Here is a 14,468-nt window from a genome sequence, read left to right as displayed (position 1 = left end):
TGCGCGATGAGCCTCGACAACAGACCGGTCTATACAGGCGGCTGCCAGTGCGGCGCGGTGCGCTTCCGCGTCGAAGGAGCTCTTGGCGATGCTTCCGTATGCCATTGCCGTATGTGCCAGAAGGCGAGCGGCAATTTCTACCTGCCGCTGGTCTCGGTGCGCGGCGCAAGGCTGGACTGGACGCGCGGTGAGCCCAAACGCTTCCGCTCGTCCAACGCGGCTTTGCGCGGTTTCTGTGCCGAATGCGGCACGCCGCTGACCTTCGAAGCGCCCGACGGGGTGGCCCTCGCCATCGCCACATTCGACCACCCCGAGGAGATTGCGCCGACCATCCAATGGGGTGTCGAAGCCAAGCTCCCGTACGTGGATCACGTCCACGAATTGCCAGGTGAGGAAACGATGGCCGACGTCTCGCCGGCCTCCTATCTCGCCGATCTCGTCTCCTACCAACATCCCGACCACGACACCGAACAATGGCCGCCGGAGGAAAAATCATGACCGAAACCGTTCGTACCGGCGGCTGCCAGTGCGGCGCCGTGCGCTTCCGCATCCACGGGGCGCTCGGCCGCCCGTCCATTTGTCATTGCCGCATGTGCCAGAAACAGTTCGGGTCGTTTTTCGGCGCGCTGGTGACAGTGCCGAGCGACGGCGTCGAATGGGTGCGCGAGGAGCCGAGTTACTTTCAGTCGTCGGTCAACATCGATCGCGGCTTCTGCGCCCGCTGCGGCACACCGCTGACCTACCGCCAGCCCGGCGCGCTGGAGATCGCTATCGGCGCGTTCGACGACCGTTCCGATCTGGCGCCGCAGATCCAGGTTAACTACGCCGCCAGGCTGCCTTGGGTCGAGACGATCTTCGACGCGCCGATCCATGACGACCCGGATTTCTACGCGCGACAGGAATCCATCATCTCCTTCCAGCATCCCGATCACGAGACGGCCAACTGGCCGCAGCAGGGCCTGAAATTATGAGCAGCGAATTCCGTACCCTCTATCCCGAGATCGAGGCTTTCGAGTCCGGCATGCTCGACGTTGGCGATGGCCATCAGGTCTATTGGGAGCGCTCCGGCACCAGAGGGGCCAAGCCGGCTGTCTTCCTGCATGGCGGGCCGGGCGGCACCATTTCGCCAAAGCACCGGCGGCTGTTCGATCCGAAGCTGTACGATGTCATCCTGTTCGACCAGCGCGGCTGCGGAAAATCGACGCCTAATGCCTCGCTTGAAGCCAACACCACCTGGCACCTGGTCGCCGACATCGAGCGCCTGCGAAAAATGTGCGGCTTCGACAAATGGCTGGTGTTCGGCGGTTCGTGGGGTTCGACGCTGGCGCTGGCCTATGCCGAGACCCACTCCGAGCGGGTCAGCGAACTGGTCGTGCGCGGCATCTACACGCTGACCCGCGCCGAACTCGAATGGTACTACCAGTTCGGCGTGTCGGAGATGTTCCCCGACAAGTGGGAGCGGTTTCTGGCGCCGATCCCGGAGGCCGAGCGCGGCGACATGATGGCCGCCTACCGCAAACGGCTGGTCGGCAGCGATCCTGTGGCGCAGGCCGAGGCAGCCCGCGCCTGGAGCCTGTGGGAGGGCGAGACGATCACGCTGCTGCCGGAACCGGAAACCAGCGGTCCCTTCGGCCAGGATGATTATGCCCTGGCTTTCGCCCGCATCGAGAACCACTATTTCGTCCATGCCGGCTGGCTGGAAGAGGGACAGCTGCTGCGCGATGCATGGAAGCTTAAGGATATCCCGGGTACCATCGTTCACGGCCGCTACGACATGCCGTGCCCGGCGCGCTACGCCTGGGCGCTGCACAAGGCGTGGCCGAAAGCGGATTTCCATCTGATCGAAGGCGCCGGCCACGCTTATTCGGAGCCGGGTATCCTCGACAGGCTGATCCGCGCAACGGACATGTTTGCCGGGAAATGACCATGGCTCGCGAGCGCCTTTATCTGTTCGACACCACGCTGCGCGATGGTCAGCAGACGCCGGGTATCGACTTCTCCGTCGAGGACAAGATCGCCATCGCCAAGCTGCTCGACGAGTTCGGCATCGACTACGTCGAGGGTGGCTACCCCGGCGCCAATCCAACCGACACCGCCTTCTTTGCCGAGCGTCGCACGGCCGATGCCAAGTTCGTTGCCTTTGGCATGACCAAACGGGCAGGAGTGTCGATCTCGAACGATCCTGGGCTTGCCGCGCTGGTCCAGTCGAAGTCGGACGCCATCTGCTTCGTCGCCAAGAGTTGGGACTACCATGTCCGCGTCGCGCTCGGCTGCACCAATGAGGAGAACCTCGAGGCGATCAAGGCCTCGGTCGAGGCGGCGCTCACTGCTGGCAAGGAGGCGATGGTCGACTGCGAGCATTTCTTCGACGGCTTCAAGGCCAACCCCGATTATGCGCTGGCCTGCGCCAGGACGGCCTACGATGCCGGCGCGCGCTGGGTGGTGCTGTGCGACACCAATGGCGGCACGCAGCCCTCCGAGGTGCGCGCCATCGTCGAAAAGGTGATCGCCGCTGGCATACCGGGCGACCATCTCGGCATCCACGCCCATGATGACACCGGCCAGGCGGTGGCGAATTCGCTTGCCGCCGTGGATGCCGGCGTCCGCCAGATCCAGGGCACGCTGAATGGCATCGGCGAGCGCTGCGGCAACGCCAACCTGATCTCGATCGTGCCGACATTGGCGTTAAAGCCGGCCTTTTCGGGCCGCTTTGCTACAGGCATTTCGGCAGAGGCGTTGACCGGTATATCGCGCCTGTCCCGCGCCTTCGACGAGTTGCTGAACCGTGCGCCCGAAGCGCAGGCGCCCTATGTCGGCGCCTCCGCTTTTGCTACCAAGGCCGGCATCCATGCCTCGGCGCTGGCAAAGGAGCCGGCGACCTACGAGCATGTGCCGCCAGAGACCGTCGGCAACCGCCGCCGCGTCATGGTTTCGGACCAGGGCGGCAAGGCCAATTTCCTGGCTGAGCTGAAACGGCGTGGCATCGACATGCCCCGGGACGACCATCGCCTCGACGCGCTGATCGCCGTGGTCAAGGAGCGCGAGGCCGAGGGCTATGCCTACGAAGGTGCCGACGCCAGCTTTGAGCTTTTGGCGCGCAAGATGCTGCACGGCCTGCCGGAATTCTTCCGCGTCACTTCTTTCCGCTGCATGGTCGAGCGCCGGTTCGACGCCAACGGCCAGCTGAAGACGGTCTCGGAGGCGATCGTGAAAGTGCTGGTGGAGGGCGAGGAGAAGATGTCGGTGGCCGAAGGCCACGGCCCGGTCAACGCGCTCGACATTGCGCTGCGCAAGGATCTCGGCAAATTCCAGAGCGAGATCGCCGATCTCGAACTGGCCGACTTCAAGGTGCGTATCCTCAACGGCGGCACCGAGGCGATCACCCGCGTGCTGATTGAATCGCATGACGGCACCGGTGCGCGCTGGTGGACGGTCGGCGTCTCCGAAAACATCATCGATGCTTCCTTCCAGGCGCTGATGGATTCGATCGTCTATAAGCTGATGAAGAACCGCGACATGGCGGGCTTGGCGGCGGCGGAGTAAGAAATGGGCTTTTCGATAAGTTGGCTGGGCTTTCGCGGTTACGGGATAAAGGAAGCTGCGGCGTTGTTCGGACGCGAGATTGGCGATCCATCGGAGATTTTCGAAGCGCCTGTGAACGCCTATGCCAGCGAAAAGAACTGGGCGATCATCATCCTCGATCCCTGCAGCTTTCCGAACCCGCCTCAGCAATATCTGGCCGCGATTTCGCAAGAGCGGGAAATCGTGATCGCGCACATAGAAGAGCATGTAATGTTCGCGCGCGCCGAGCTCTGGCGCGACGGAAGGAACATCTGGAAAGTCTGGCACAGCGGCGACAAGACCGTGCGGGACTTGCATGTCACGGGTGATCTCCCTGCGTCTTTCGAAGCGCTGAAGCAACAGTGTTTTTCAAAGCAGGATGAAGAAGATAGCAAAGGTACAGAGGTCGATCTTGTTTTTGACCTTCCCCTCGATCTTGCGGCGGAACTGACGGGCTTTCGGCACGATGAAGGTTCGCCCGACAACGTCTTTTTCGAACTCAAGGAGAAGCCTGCTCCGCCTTGAGACCGTGTCGTGCCGGGCCTGCAATCACTCTCGCAGACAGCGGCAATTGTTCGACGTTTAGCGGTCGTGTTGAACCATCAGCAAGACTCCATTGATCCATCAGCAATTTGCGATGGTTTTGGGCAAGCCGCTGGCGCATAGCCTTGGGCCATGACTACCCAAGCACTTCACATCGAGGCCGACACCAAAGCTCGTCGCGGCTTCCTGCTGGCGCTCGGCGCCTACCTGCTTTGGGGGCTGCTGCCCTTCTACATGAAGGCTGTCGCGCATCTGCCGCTGGCCGAAGTTATCGCCCACCGCATCGTCTGGTCGGTGCCGATCGCGGCCGCTGTCCTGGTCTGGGCCGGTCGCACTGCCGATTTCAAAGCGGCAGTTCGTTCGCCGCGCATCATTTCGATGGCGGTGCTGACGGCGGCGCTGATCTCGGTCAACTGGGGCATCTATGTCTGGGCGATCGCGGTCGAACGCACCATCGAGACCGCGCTCGGCTATTACATCAACCCGCTGGTCAGCGTCGTTGTCGGCGCGCTGCTCCTCGGCGAGCGGCTCGACCGTCTGCAGATCGCGGCGGTGGTGCTGGCGGCAATCGCGGTCGCGGTGCTGACCATCGACGCTGGCAAACTGCCCTGGGTGTCGCTGGTGCTAGCCTTTTCCTTTGCCGCCTATGGCTTCTTCCGCAAGACGCTGCCAATCGGCCCGAGCCAGGGCTTCCTGCTTGAAGTGCTGCTGCTGTCGGTGCCGGCACTCGGCTACATCATCTTCCTGATCGCCACAGGACAGGATCATTTCGTCTCGAGCTCGCTGAACGACACCGCCTTGCTGATCGGCTGCGGTCCGGTCACCGCCGTGCCTCTGCTGTTGTTTGCGTTCGGCGCCAGGCTGCTGCGCCTCTCCACCATCGGCATCATGCAATATATCGCGCCGACGATCGTCTTTTTGATCGCGGTGCTGATTTTCGGCGAACCTTTCGGCAGTGTTCAGGCCATAGCCTTCGGGCTGATCTGGGCGGCACTGGCGATGTACTCCTGGTCGATGTTTTCTTCGGCGCGCAAGACCGTTTCCGCATCAGCTCGAGCCGCGTAACGAAGAAAGGCGGCTGGCCGGTCTTAATGCCGGCAGCCGCGTCTTTCACGAGCGCTCAGCGCTTCGGCCCGAAGCCGGGATATGGCTGCAGCGGCACGACGGCGGCAATATCCATCATGCCGGCCTTGACCAGCGGCAAAGTTGCAAGATGGTGGCGCACGTCGGCATCGCTGCCGGCTTCGAACATCATGCCGCTGCCGGGAATGTCGCCCCGATTCCACACCTGACGCACGGCGCCTTCGGCATAGAGCGTGCGGCGCTGCTCGGCCTCGCCAGGCAGCAGCGGCGCGAAATCGGCGTCGGTGAACTTTTCGGTGTTGCGCGCAAGAAGGGCAAAGAACTGCATCGGAATCTCCTGATGTTGGCCGTTGGAATGGCGGAAATATTCGCTTCTGCTGGCCAGACAGTCCAAGACTGATTAGGCTAAATTTGAGACCTCACGGGACTTGAGCATCGAAGCAACAATGTTCGACCTGCGCCAGCTTCGCTATTTCATCACGGTGGCCGAAACCGGCAACGTCGGGCGTGCCGCCGAATTGCTGCACATCTCGCAGTCGCCGCTCAGCCGTCAGATCATTCAGCTGGAGGAGCAGCTGGGCGTCGCACTGTTCGAGAGGGCGAGGCAGCGTGTTCATCTCAATGCCGAGGGCCGCGCTTTTCTTGCCGAGGCGCGTGCGCTGCTGGCCCATGCAAGACGGCTGGAGGAGCTCGGCCGCAATCTCGCCAGCGGTACGGTCGGCCGTCTCGCCATCGGTTATGTGGAAGGTGCGGTCCATGCCGGGCTTGTCGCTCGGATGCTGCGCCAGTTTCGCCGCGACCGGCCCGAATTTCATCTTCAACTGAAGGGTCAGCGTTCCGCCGCCCAGATCGAAGCGCTGCGCGAACGATCGCTCGATCTGGGCCTCGTCTACACGCCTCCTCCTGCCGACGATCCCGACATCGCCGCCATGCTCATTATGCGCGAGCCGCTGGTTCTGGCGATGCCGGAAGGCGATCCATTGGCCGATATCGTGGAGATACTGCCGCAGCAACTGGACGGACGCACCTGGATCACGGTGGTGCGCCAGCCTGACGACACCAACCGCAGCCAATTTCTCGCCGCCTGCGCGAAGGCGGGCTTCCTGCCCGACATTGCCTATGAGACGACCGATCCGTTGACGTCGTTGGGCCTGGTCAGCGCCGGGCTTGGGCTGGCGACGGTGCAGGCCAGCCTGCGGAGTGCCGCGCCGCCTCAGACCGTGTTTCGCGATCTGCCGTGGTTTGAACGCACCGTCTCGATCCATCTCGCCTGGCGGCGTCAGGACAAGCGTGCGGTCATCGGAGACTTGAGGAAGGCAGTAGGCAAGGAGTGAATAGTGAATAGTGAATGGACAGGCGCCGGTTTGGAAAGTCTTCTACTTCACCATTCACCATTCACCATTCACCATTCACCATTCACTCTACATCTTATCAATCACCGACTGCACACCCTCCGTCGGTGCATCGACGGAGGATCCCGCCACCATGATAGCGGCGACGATTGCTTCCGGATCCTCGACCACCAGCGGCTTGACCCGTTGCGCCGTGTGGATGAAGCCCTCCGTTGCCATGTGGTCGAGCAACGCCAGCATCGGATCCCAGAACCCTCCGACGTTGCCGAAGACGATCGGCTTGCGGTGATGGCCGAGCTGCGCCCAAGTCATGATCTCGACGATCTCCTCGACCGTGCCGATGCCGCCGGGCAACGCCACAAAGGCGTCGGATTTCTCAAACATCCTGTGCTTGCGCTCGTGCATGTTGTCGGTGATGACGAGCTCGTCGAGCCGGTTAAGCGCGGTTTCGGTCGCCTCCCGGTTGATCAGAAAGCGTGGAATTATGCCGGTTACCTTGCCACCGGCCTTTAATGCCCCTTCAGCGACGGCACCCATGATCCCTTTAGTGCCGCCGCCATAAATCAGACGCAGGCCAGACTTGCCGATCGAGCGGCCAAGCAGGTGTCCGGCCTTGATATAGGTCTCATCTCGGCCCGGGGACGAGCCGCAATAGACGCAGACAGATCGAATCGTGTTCATGTTATGATTGGTGATAGGGACTATAGGCATGGTCAAGCCCCAGGGCGGGCTTTTTCTTGTCGGCTTTGGCAAAACAGGCTAGACCGAAATTAGGTGGCTAAGGGGCAGGGAAACATGGCAATTAATCCATTGAAGGCGTTTTTGTTCGCGGCTGGCGGCTCTGTCGCAGCAGCGGGAACCGCCTATGTATCGGGCGCACTCGACCCGTATCTCAATTCTACCCGGCCTGCGGAGGTCGCGGCGCTGACGCCGCCGGCTTCGAAACCGGCCGCTCCGGCGACCGAGGACCGGCTGCCGCCTGCGTCTGCCGCGTCCACCGATGCGGCAGCGCCCGCCGCGCCGGCCACAGCAGGTGCAATCGTGCCGACCTTCGACATCGTGCGCGTCGAAAGCAACGGCTCGATCGTCGTCGCCGGCAATGCGGCGCCCAACGCCAAGGTCGAGATTCTCAACGGTTCGGCTGTGCTCGGCTCGACGGTCGCCGGTCCCGACGGCGCCTTTGCCATTATTCTCGACGATCCGCTGAAGCCCGGCGACTACACGATCACGCTGCGCTCGACGGCTGGCAATGTCGTGACCGCCTCGGCGCAGACCGCGGTCGTTTCGATCCCCCAGAATTCCACCGGCCAGGTGCTGGCAATGGTCGAGGAGCCGGGCAAGCCGTCCGAACTGCTCACTGTTCCGGCCCCTCAGGCGAAATCTGACGCCTCGCCGCCTGTCGGCGAACAGGCGGCCGTTCCGCCACCCGCCACGGGCACCGAATTGCCGGCTGCCGCAGCGCCGGCGCCAGCCGCCCCGGCGGCTGACGTTCCAGCAGCGTCTGCTCCTGCCGCGCCGGCCGCTGTTGAAGCCGCGCCGGCTCCGGCAGCGCCCGCCACACCGGCAGCGCCCGCTACTTCCGCGGCGGAGCGGAAGATCGTCGTCGAAGCTGTCGAAATCGACGGCAACAAGATTTTCGTTGCCGGCGTCGCCGATCCCGGCCGCAAGGTGCGTGCGTATGCCAACGATATCCTGCTCGGTGACGCGAAGACCTCGCCCGACCGCCACTTCCTGGTCGAAGCGACACGCGACATCCCGGTCGGCACCTACACCATCCACGTCGATGCGCTCGACGCCGACGGCGTGACGGTGGTGGCCCGTGCGGCTGTGCCGTTCGAGCGCGAGCCTGGTGAGGCGGTTGCGGCCGTGGCGCCGGCCGAGCAGAAGCCTGCCGGGATAAAACCAGCCGAGCCGAATGCTCCGGCGACCGAAGGCGCACCGGCAACGGCCGCCGAAACGCCCGCAACTGCCCCCGCTCCTACAACCGAGGCCCCGGCCGAAATGGCTGTCGCAACGCCTCCGGGCGAAACGCCCGAGACCGTGGCGCCAAAGCTCGAACATGCCGATGGCGCAGTCATCATCCGCCGCCATGACACGCTGTGGCGGATTTCGCGGCGGGTCTATGGCCAGGGCATGCGCTACTCGACCATCTATCTCGCCAACCAGGACCAGATCAGCAATCCGAACCGAATCTGGCCGGGGCAGGTGTTCAAGGTGCCGGAGAAATCGAAGGAAGGCGAGCCCGCCGATCTCAAGGCAATGGGCGACCAGATGACGACGGCGCCAGTCAAGGCCGAATAGCCGTTCTGCCCATCAGGATAGCTTGCGGCAGGGCCAGTCATCGTTTATCGCCGATGGACGATGACCGAATCCCCCCTCGTAACGGACCAAAGCCGCGCGGCAGATGAACGCCCGCCGGCCAACTGCACGCCGGCCAACTGCATGCCGGATAGCCGCGCTGTCGCTGTCCGGCTCGCGGCCCTTTCGCATCCAGCGCGGATCGAAATTCTCAAACACCTTTCCGCAAGCCGTTCCTGCTGCTGTCGCGAGGTCGTCGAGCATCTCGACCTGGCGCAGTCCACCGTTTCCCAGCATTTGAAGATCCTGGTCGAGGCCGGGCTGATCCGCTTCGAGCCTGACCGCCAGCGCTCCCGCTATGAGCTCGACCGCGCCGCGCTCGCCGATGTTTCGGCATCGCTGGCCGCGCTGGTCGATTCCTGCTGCTCCGGCCGCTAAAATCATAAGGTAAACAAGAATGGCCGAGAAAACCGTTTCCGCAGATTCCGGCTCGACCTTCAGAACGTTGCGCAATCTCTGGCCCTATATGTGGCCGGCCGACCGCGCCGACCTGAGGGCCCGAGTGGTATGGGCCACCGTACTGCTGGTGGTCGCCAAGCTGACCCTGGTGGCCGGACCCTATTTCTTCAAATGGGCGACCGACGCACTGGCCGGCGATAGCAAATCGCCGCCGCCGCTGCCGGCCCTGCTGCTGGCGCCGGTCATGCTGGTCGTCGCCTACAATGCGGTGCGGCTGGTGCAGCTCGGCTTCAACCAGTTACGCGATGCCCTGTTTGCACGGGTCGGCCAGCATGCGGTCCGCCGGCTCGCCTTCCGCACCTTCGTGCACATGCACGAACTGTCGCTGCGCTTCCACCTCGAACGGCGCACCGGCGGACTGTCGCGCGTCATTGAGCGCGGCACCAAGGGCATCGAGACGATAGTCCGCTTCACCATGCTGGCGACGGCGCCGACAATCGTCGAATTCGCGCTCACCGCCGGCATCTTCGCCGTCACCTATGGCTGGCTATACGTCTTGGTGATCGCGGTCACGGTCTGGCTCTATGTCTGGTTCACCGTCAGGGCGAGCGATTGGCGTATTTCGATCCGCCGTGAGATGAACGAAAGCGACAATGAAGCCAGCACGAAGGCGATCGACTCGCTGCTCAACTACGAAACAGTCAAATATTTCAATAACGAAACCATGGAGGCCGAGCGGTTCGACCGGTCCACGGCGCGCTACGAGTTGGCGGCGACCAGGACCTGGACCTCGCTTGGCTGGCTGAACTTCGGCCAAGGTGTGATCTTCGGTATCGGCATGACCGTCGTCATGGTGATGTCGGCGCTCGAGGTGAAGGCGGGCACACAGAGCGTCGGCGATTTCGTCTTCGTCAACGCCATGCTCATGCAGCTTTCGGTGCCGCTGAATTTCATCGGCATGATCTACCGCGAAATTCGCCAGGGCCTGACCGACATCGAAAACATGTTCGATCTGCTCGACGTCAAGCGTGAGATCGTCGATCGGCCGGGCGCCAAGCCGCTGGTCGTCGATGCCGGCAGGGTCGAGTTCCGCGACGTACATTTTTCCTACGACCCCAACCGCAAGATCCTGAAGGGCATCAGCTTCGAGGTGCCAGCCGGCAAGACGGTGGCCATCGTCGGACCCTCCGGAGCCGGCAAGTCGACCATTTCGCGGCTTTTGTTTCGCTTCTACGACATCCAGCGCGGCAAGATTCTGATCGACGGCCAGGACATTCGCGACGTGACGCAGGAGAGCTTGCGCGCTGCCATCGGCATGGTGCCGCAGGACACGGTGCTGTTTAACGACACCATCGCCTACAACATCCGCTACGGCCGCGTCGGCGCCAGCGAGGAGGATGTGCGCAAGGCGGCAGAACTGGCCCAGATCGGACCGTTCATCGAGCGGCTGCCCGACGGCTATCGCTCAATGGTCGGCGAGCGCGGATTAAAACTGTCCGGCGGCGAGAAGCAGCGGGTGGCGATTGCCCGCACCATTTTGAAGGCGCCGCCGATCCTGATGCTCGACGAGGCGACCTCGGCGCTGGACAGCCACACCGAGCAGGAGATCCAGGCGGCACTCGACCTGGTCAGCCAGGGCCGCACCACCCTCGTCATCGCCCATCGGCTGTCCACAGTGATTTCGGCCGACGAGATCATCGTCCTGCAGGATGGCCAGATCGCCGAGCGCGGCACCCATGTCGCCTTGATAGCCAAGCGCGGCCTTTATGCATCGATGTGGGACCGCCAGCGCGAGGCAAGCGAGGCCGAGGAGCGGCTGCGCATTGCCCGCGAAAGCGACGAGTTCGGCGTCGTCGTCCGCCGCCGCACCTCGGAGGTGAGCTGAAAATTCGTGCTTGACCTCAACTTAAGTTGAGATCGTAGGCCGTTTTGGATCGCAGCAAAATGCGTCGTTCAAAAACGGAGACAATCGATATGAATGGGATAAATCAGGCAGTTAGTGGCGGCAGTGTATTCCGGGTGGACAAGTTTGTCGTTCCGGCCAACGCCCGCGAGGAGATTCTTGCCAAGGTCCGGATGACGCATGATTTGCTGCGCCAGCAGCAAGGGTTCGTCCAGGATTTCCTGCTTGAGCAATTCTCGGGGCCGGGCGAGTTCAACCTCGTGACCATTGTCGAATGGGAAGGGCAGGCCGCGGTCGACAAGGTCGTGCCGATCATCAAGGCCGCGCATGAGCGCAGCGGCTTCAAGCCTCAGGAGACCATCGCGCGACTTGGCGTCAAGGCCGATATTGCCAACTATCAGCGGATTCCCGGGATGTAAGCTCTCTACGGCCAGCCGGCGCCCGGCGCAGTAGCGTCGACGCTGAGCACTTGGCCGGTACGGGCATCGCTGATCATATGTTCGAAGCCGCGCCATTCGGCGGCGACGATGAACAGCTTTTTTCCCTCGCTGCCGCCGAGCATGCAGGCAAAGCAGCCGCGGTCGACATCGACACTTTCGAGCATCGCGCCGCCCTCGCGCACCCGCACGCAATGCCGGTTCGGAACGTCGGCATACCAGGCCGCACCTTCGGCATCGAGGCAGATGCCGTCGGGAAAACCGTTGCCGAGATTGGCCCAGATCCTGCGGTTGGAAAGGCCACCATCGGCAGCGATGTCGAAGGCGGTCAGCCGGTTGGCGTGGGACTCGGCAACGATAAGCGTCTTGTTGTCAGGCGTCACCGCCATGCCATTGGCGAAGGCGAGGTTCTCAGCCACCTGCTGAACCGAGCCGTCAGGCGCGACCAGCACGATGGCGCCGGGGCCGAAATGCTGGCCGGGACCCGGAGCGGGCCCACCACCATTGACATAGATGTTGCCGCGTCCATCGACGACGATCTCGTTCCACGGGCTCTTTGATAGTTGTCTCAGATCGGCATGGGTGACCAATGTCCCGTCTGCCTCCTGCCTGAGGATCAGCCCTTCGCGGCCGGACACGACAAGCAGGCGCCCGTCCGGCAGCCAGTCAATGGAATAGGGCAGGGTGGCCGGCACGGTGAGCGCGATCTCGCTGTTGCCTAGGGCGTCAACGGCGATGATCTGGCCTGTGCCCCAGTTGCAGAACCACAGCCGGCCGTCGTGCCAGCGCGGTGACTCGCCGAAGGCCAAGCCGTTCATCACCACTTGCACTTGCCTGGCTACTGATTTCTGCATGGGCCGAGAACCTCCGGGTTTTTGCGCAAATCGTCATGGCCGAAAGGCCGATGAGAGGCGCTGTCTTGCCAAGGACGGGCGAGAGTGCTGCGTTCCGACAATCGCAATGAACATTTCCGGTTGATCACTTCGGCAGTCCGGATGCTGCTAACGGCATCCCGAAACGGCGGCGACCGCCACCCCCCGAGCGCTCTCATTGTCGCGTTGCGACCGCGGGGTGTTTCCGCTATTGAGGCCGGACTTGGAACCAAGGTTGCCCTCATCCCATGAGCCTCGTTGACACGATCAAGAATGCGTTCGTTCCGATCCATCGCGAGGGTTATCCCTTTATCGCTGCGTTCGGCGCGGCGACGCTCTTTCTTGGCTACTTCTCCTCGACCCTGTTCTGGATCGGTCTCATCCTGACGGCCTGGTGCGCCTATTTCTTCCGCGATCCCGAGCGTGTCACGCCGATCGATGACCGGCTGGTTGTCAGCCCGGCCGACGGCATCGTCTCGGCGGTTGGCCCGGCCGTGCCGCCGCGCGAGCTTGGCCTCGGCGGCGGTGAAATGACCCGCATCTCGGTGTTCATGAACGTCTTTTCCTGCCACGTGAACCGCTCCCCGGTGCGCGGCCGCATTTCCAGGATCGAGCATCGGCCAGGAAAATTCCTCAACGCCGAACTCGACAAGGCAAGCACCGAGAACGAGCGCAACGGGCTGGTCATCGAAAGCCCCAATGGAACGGTCGCCGCGGTACAGATTGCCGGCCTGGTGGCGCGGCGCATCGTCTGCTGGGCCGAGCCCGGCGGCGCCATCGGCACCGGCGAGCGCTTCGGGCTGATCCGCTTTGGCTCGCGCGTCGATGTATTCCTGCCCTCGACCGCGACGCCGCGTGTCGCCGTCGGCCAGACCGCGGTTGGCGGTGAGACGGTGCTGGCGGAATTCGGCGGCGTTGCCGCAACGCCGCTCGTGCGGATCTCCTGACCGGTGGCCCCGCCGTTCAAGAAATTCGAGGCGCATGGCGGCGGTGGCCCGCGCATTCGCGAAATCCCGATGCGCATGGTGCTGCCCAATCTGGTCACGGTGCTCGCCATCTGCGCCGGCCTGTCCGGTATTCGCTTCGGCTTCGAGGGCCGCTTCGAGCCAGCGGTGGTGATGGTGCTGCTCGCGGCCTTCCTCGACGGTATCGACGGCCGTCTGGCGCGAATGCTGAAGGCGACTTCCAAATTCGGCGCCCAGATGGATTCGCTGGCCGATATCGTCAATTTCGGCGTGGCACCGGCGCTGGTGCTCTATGCCTTTCTGCTCGACAGGGCAGGTTCGCCGGGCTGGATCGCCGCGCTGCTGTTCACAATCGCCTGTGGGATGAGGCTTGCCCGTTTCAACGTGCTCGACGAAGAGCTCGACCGTCCGCAGTGGCAGACCGAATATTTCGTCGGCGTGCCGGCGCCGGCGGGTGCGGTGCTGGTGATGCTGCCGCTCTATCTGTTCTTCCTAAGGCTTGGGCTTGAACCCAGCCGCCTGGCAGCCTTCATTGCCACCGGCTTTACAATATTGGTGGCGTTCCTGCTGGTCAGCAGACTGCCCGTCTATTCCGGCAAGAGCGTCAGGATACCGGGCGACAGGGTGCTGCCGATCATCCTCGCAGTCGTCCTCTACGTCCTGCTTTTGATGACCTATCCCTGGTATACGCTGACGGCCTCGGTTGCCGGCTATCTGGTCTTCTTGCCGTTCAGTGTGCGCGCCTATTCGAGACGCGCCAAGCGCGAAGGCGAGAAGGTGCCGTCCTCGGATATTGGCTGACAGATTTGGTGCCAGTTCGCGTCGCGCCTGGCAGTGCATGATTCCGAAAAGGGTCGTCCGTTTAGACTCAGGACCGGCTCACACAGCGCGCGGCGCTGTGGAATGCACCTCAAAAGCCCCGTTTTCGGAACTTGCTGGGCGGCTAGACCGTTTGTGTTTGGTAGGTCCGTCTGAGCGGCTGCTCGTGGTATGTC

At 63.0% G+C, this 14,468-nt stretch carries 16 protein-coding genes; 13 read left to right on the top strand and 3 right to left on the bottom strand.

The annotated features are described in order from the left end of the window. Positions 1-6 precede the first annotated feature (6 nt). From NKH60_RS06300 to rarD, 6 genes are all read left to right on the top strand, one after another. The gene (locus NKH60_RS06300; protein ID WP_352471066.1) at positions 7-498 is read left to right on the top strand and encodes a GFA family protein; all 492 of its coding nucleotides are present in this window, start codon (positions 7-9) and stop codon (positions 496-498) included. After that, positions 495-971: a GFA family protein gene (locus NKH60_RS06295; RefSeq protein ID WP_352448982.1), complete on the top strand. Its 477-nt coding sequence runs from the start codon at positions 495-497 to the stop codon at positions 969-971. The genes NKH60_RS06300 and NKH60_RS06295 overlap by 4 nt, the downstream gene beginning before the upstream one ends. After that, positions 968-1,924 carry a prolyl aminopeptidase gene (pip, locus tag NKH60_RS06290; RefSeq protein WP_352871494.1) on the top strand — a complete coding sequence of 319 codons (957 nt, stop codon included), beginning with the start codon at positions 968-970 and terminating at the stop codon, positions 1,922-1,924. The genes NKH60_RS06295 and pip overlap by 4 nt, the downstream gene beginning before the upstream one ends. Further along, positions 1,921-3,543 (top strand): citramalate synthase, encoded by a 1,623-nt coding sequence (gene cimA / locus NKH60_RS06285; RefSeq protein WP_352471068.1) that lies wholly within the window; start codon positions 1,921-1,923, stop codon positions 3,541-3,543. The genes pip and cimA overlap by 4 nt, the downstream gene beginning before the upstream one ends. Before the next feature lie 3 nt (positions 3,544-3,546). Continuing rightward, a complete protein-coding gene (locus tag NKH60_RS06280; protein WP_352501831.1) occupies positions 3,547-4,086 on the top strand; it encodes a hypothetical protein in 540 nt (179 codons plus the stop codon). A 150-nt stretch (positions 4,087-4,236) separates the two neighbouring features. Next, positions 4,237-5,169 carry an EamA family transporter RarD gene (rarD, locus tag NKH60_RS06275; protein ID WP_352615876.1) on the top strand — a complete coding sequence of 311 codons (933 nt, stop codon included), beginning with the start codon at positions 4,237-4,239 and terminating at the stop codon, positions 5,167-5,169. Between the two features lie 55 nt (positions 5,170-5,224). On the opposite strand, the gene NKH60_RS06270 is transcribed toward rarD, so the two are convergent. Beyond that, complete coding sequence (locus tag NKH60_RS06270; RefSeq protein ID WP_352448978.1) at positions 5,225-5,515, bottom strand: muconolactone Delta-isomerase family protein; 291 nt, start codon at positions 5,513-5,515, stop codon at positions 5,225-5,227. A 100-nt stretch (positions 5,516-5,615) separates the two neighbouring features. On the opposite strand from NKH60_RS06270, the gene NKH60_RS06265 reads away from it, so the two are divergent. Next, positions 5,616-6,521: a LysR substrate-binding domain-containing protein gene (locus tag NKH60_RS06265; protein WP_352871491.1), complete on the top strand. Its 906-nt coding sequence runs from the start codon at positions 5,616-5,618 to the stop codon at positions 6,519-6,521. A gap of 87 nt (positions 6,522-6,608) precedes the next feature. Here the strand turns inward: NKH60_RS06265 and NKH60_RS06260 are convergent, their stop codons facing one another. After that, entirely contained in the window at positions 6,609-7,220 is a 612-nt protein-coding gene (locus NKH60_RS06260) for an LOG family protein (RefSeq protein WP_352471073.1), read from the bottom strand. Between the two features lie 114 nt (positions 7,221-7,334). Between NKH60_RS06260 and NKH60_RS06255 the strand changes: the two genes are divergently transcribed. The 4 genes from NKH60_RS06255 to NKH60_RS06240 all read left to right on the top strand — a co-directional run bounded on the left by NKH60_RS06255 (position 7,335) and on the right by NKH60_RS06240 (position 11,618). Next, positions 7,335-8,840: a LysM peptidoglycan-binding domain-containing protein gene (locus NKH60_RS06255; RefSeq protein WP_352871489.1), complete on the top strand. Its 1,506-nt coding sequence runs from the start codon at positions 7,335-7,337 to the stop codon at positions 8,838-8,840. 60 nt (positions 8,841-8,900) lie between these two features. Further along, a complete protein-coding gene (locus NKH60_RS06250) occupies positions 8,901-9,275 on the top strand; it encodes an ArsR/SmtB family transcription factor (protein ID WP_352871487.1) in 375 nt (124 codons plus the stop codon). 19 nt (positions 9,276-9,294) lie between these two features. Continuing rightward, complete coding sequence (locus NKH60_RS06245) at positions 9,295-11,181, top strand: ABCB family ABC transporter ATP-binding protein/permease (protein WP_352501837.1); 1,887 nt, start codon at positions 9,295-9,297, stop codon at positions 11,179-11,181. 89 nt (positions 11,182-11,270) lie between these two features. Then, positions 11,271-11,618, top strand: coding sequence for an antibiotic biosynthesis monooxygenase (locus NKH60_RS06240; RefSeq protein WP_352871626.1), 348 nt, complete (start codon positions 11,271-11,273; stop codon positions 11,616-11,618). 5 nt (positions 11,619-11,623) lie between these two features. Here NKH60_RS06240 and NKH60_RS06235 read toward each other — a convergent pair whose 3' ends face one another. After that, a complete protein-coding gene (locus NKH60_RS06235) occupies positions 11,624-12,490 on the bottom strand; it encodes an SMP-30/gluconolactonase/LRE family protein (protein ID WP_352871484.1) in 867 nt (288 codons plus the stop codon). Positions 12,491-12,756: 266 nt separating this feature from the next. Between NKH60_RS06235 and NKH60_RS06230 the strand changes: the two genes are divergently transcribed. Next, positions 12,757-13,455 carry a phosphatidylserine decarboxylase gene (locus NKH60_RS06230; protein ID WP_023677729.1) on the top strand — a complete coding sequence of 233 codons (699 nt, stop codon included), beginning with the start codon at positions 12,757-12,759 and terminating at the stop codon, positions 13,453-13,455. Positions 13,456-13,458: 3 nt separating this feature from the next. Continuing rightward, entirely contained in the window at positions 13,459-14,274 is an 816-nt protein-coding gene (locus tag NKH60_RS06225; protein WP_023677728.1) for a CDP-alcohol phosphatidyltransferase family protein, read from the top strand. The last annotated feature ends 194 nt before the right edge of the window (positions 14,275-14,468 follow it).

This window comes from Mesorhizobium sp. M1006 (genome assembly GCF_040318825.1).
Lineage (GTDB): Bacteria > Pseudomonadota > Alphaproteobacteria > Rhizobiales > Rhizobiaceae > Mesorhizobium.
The sequence above is the reverse complement of the archived record's forward strand: the minus strand, read 5'-3'. Positions and strand labels throughout refer to the sequence as shown.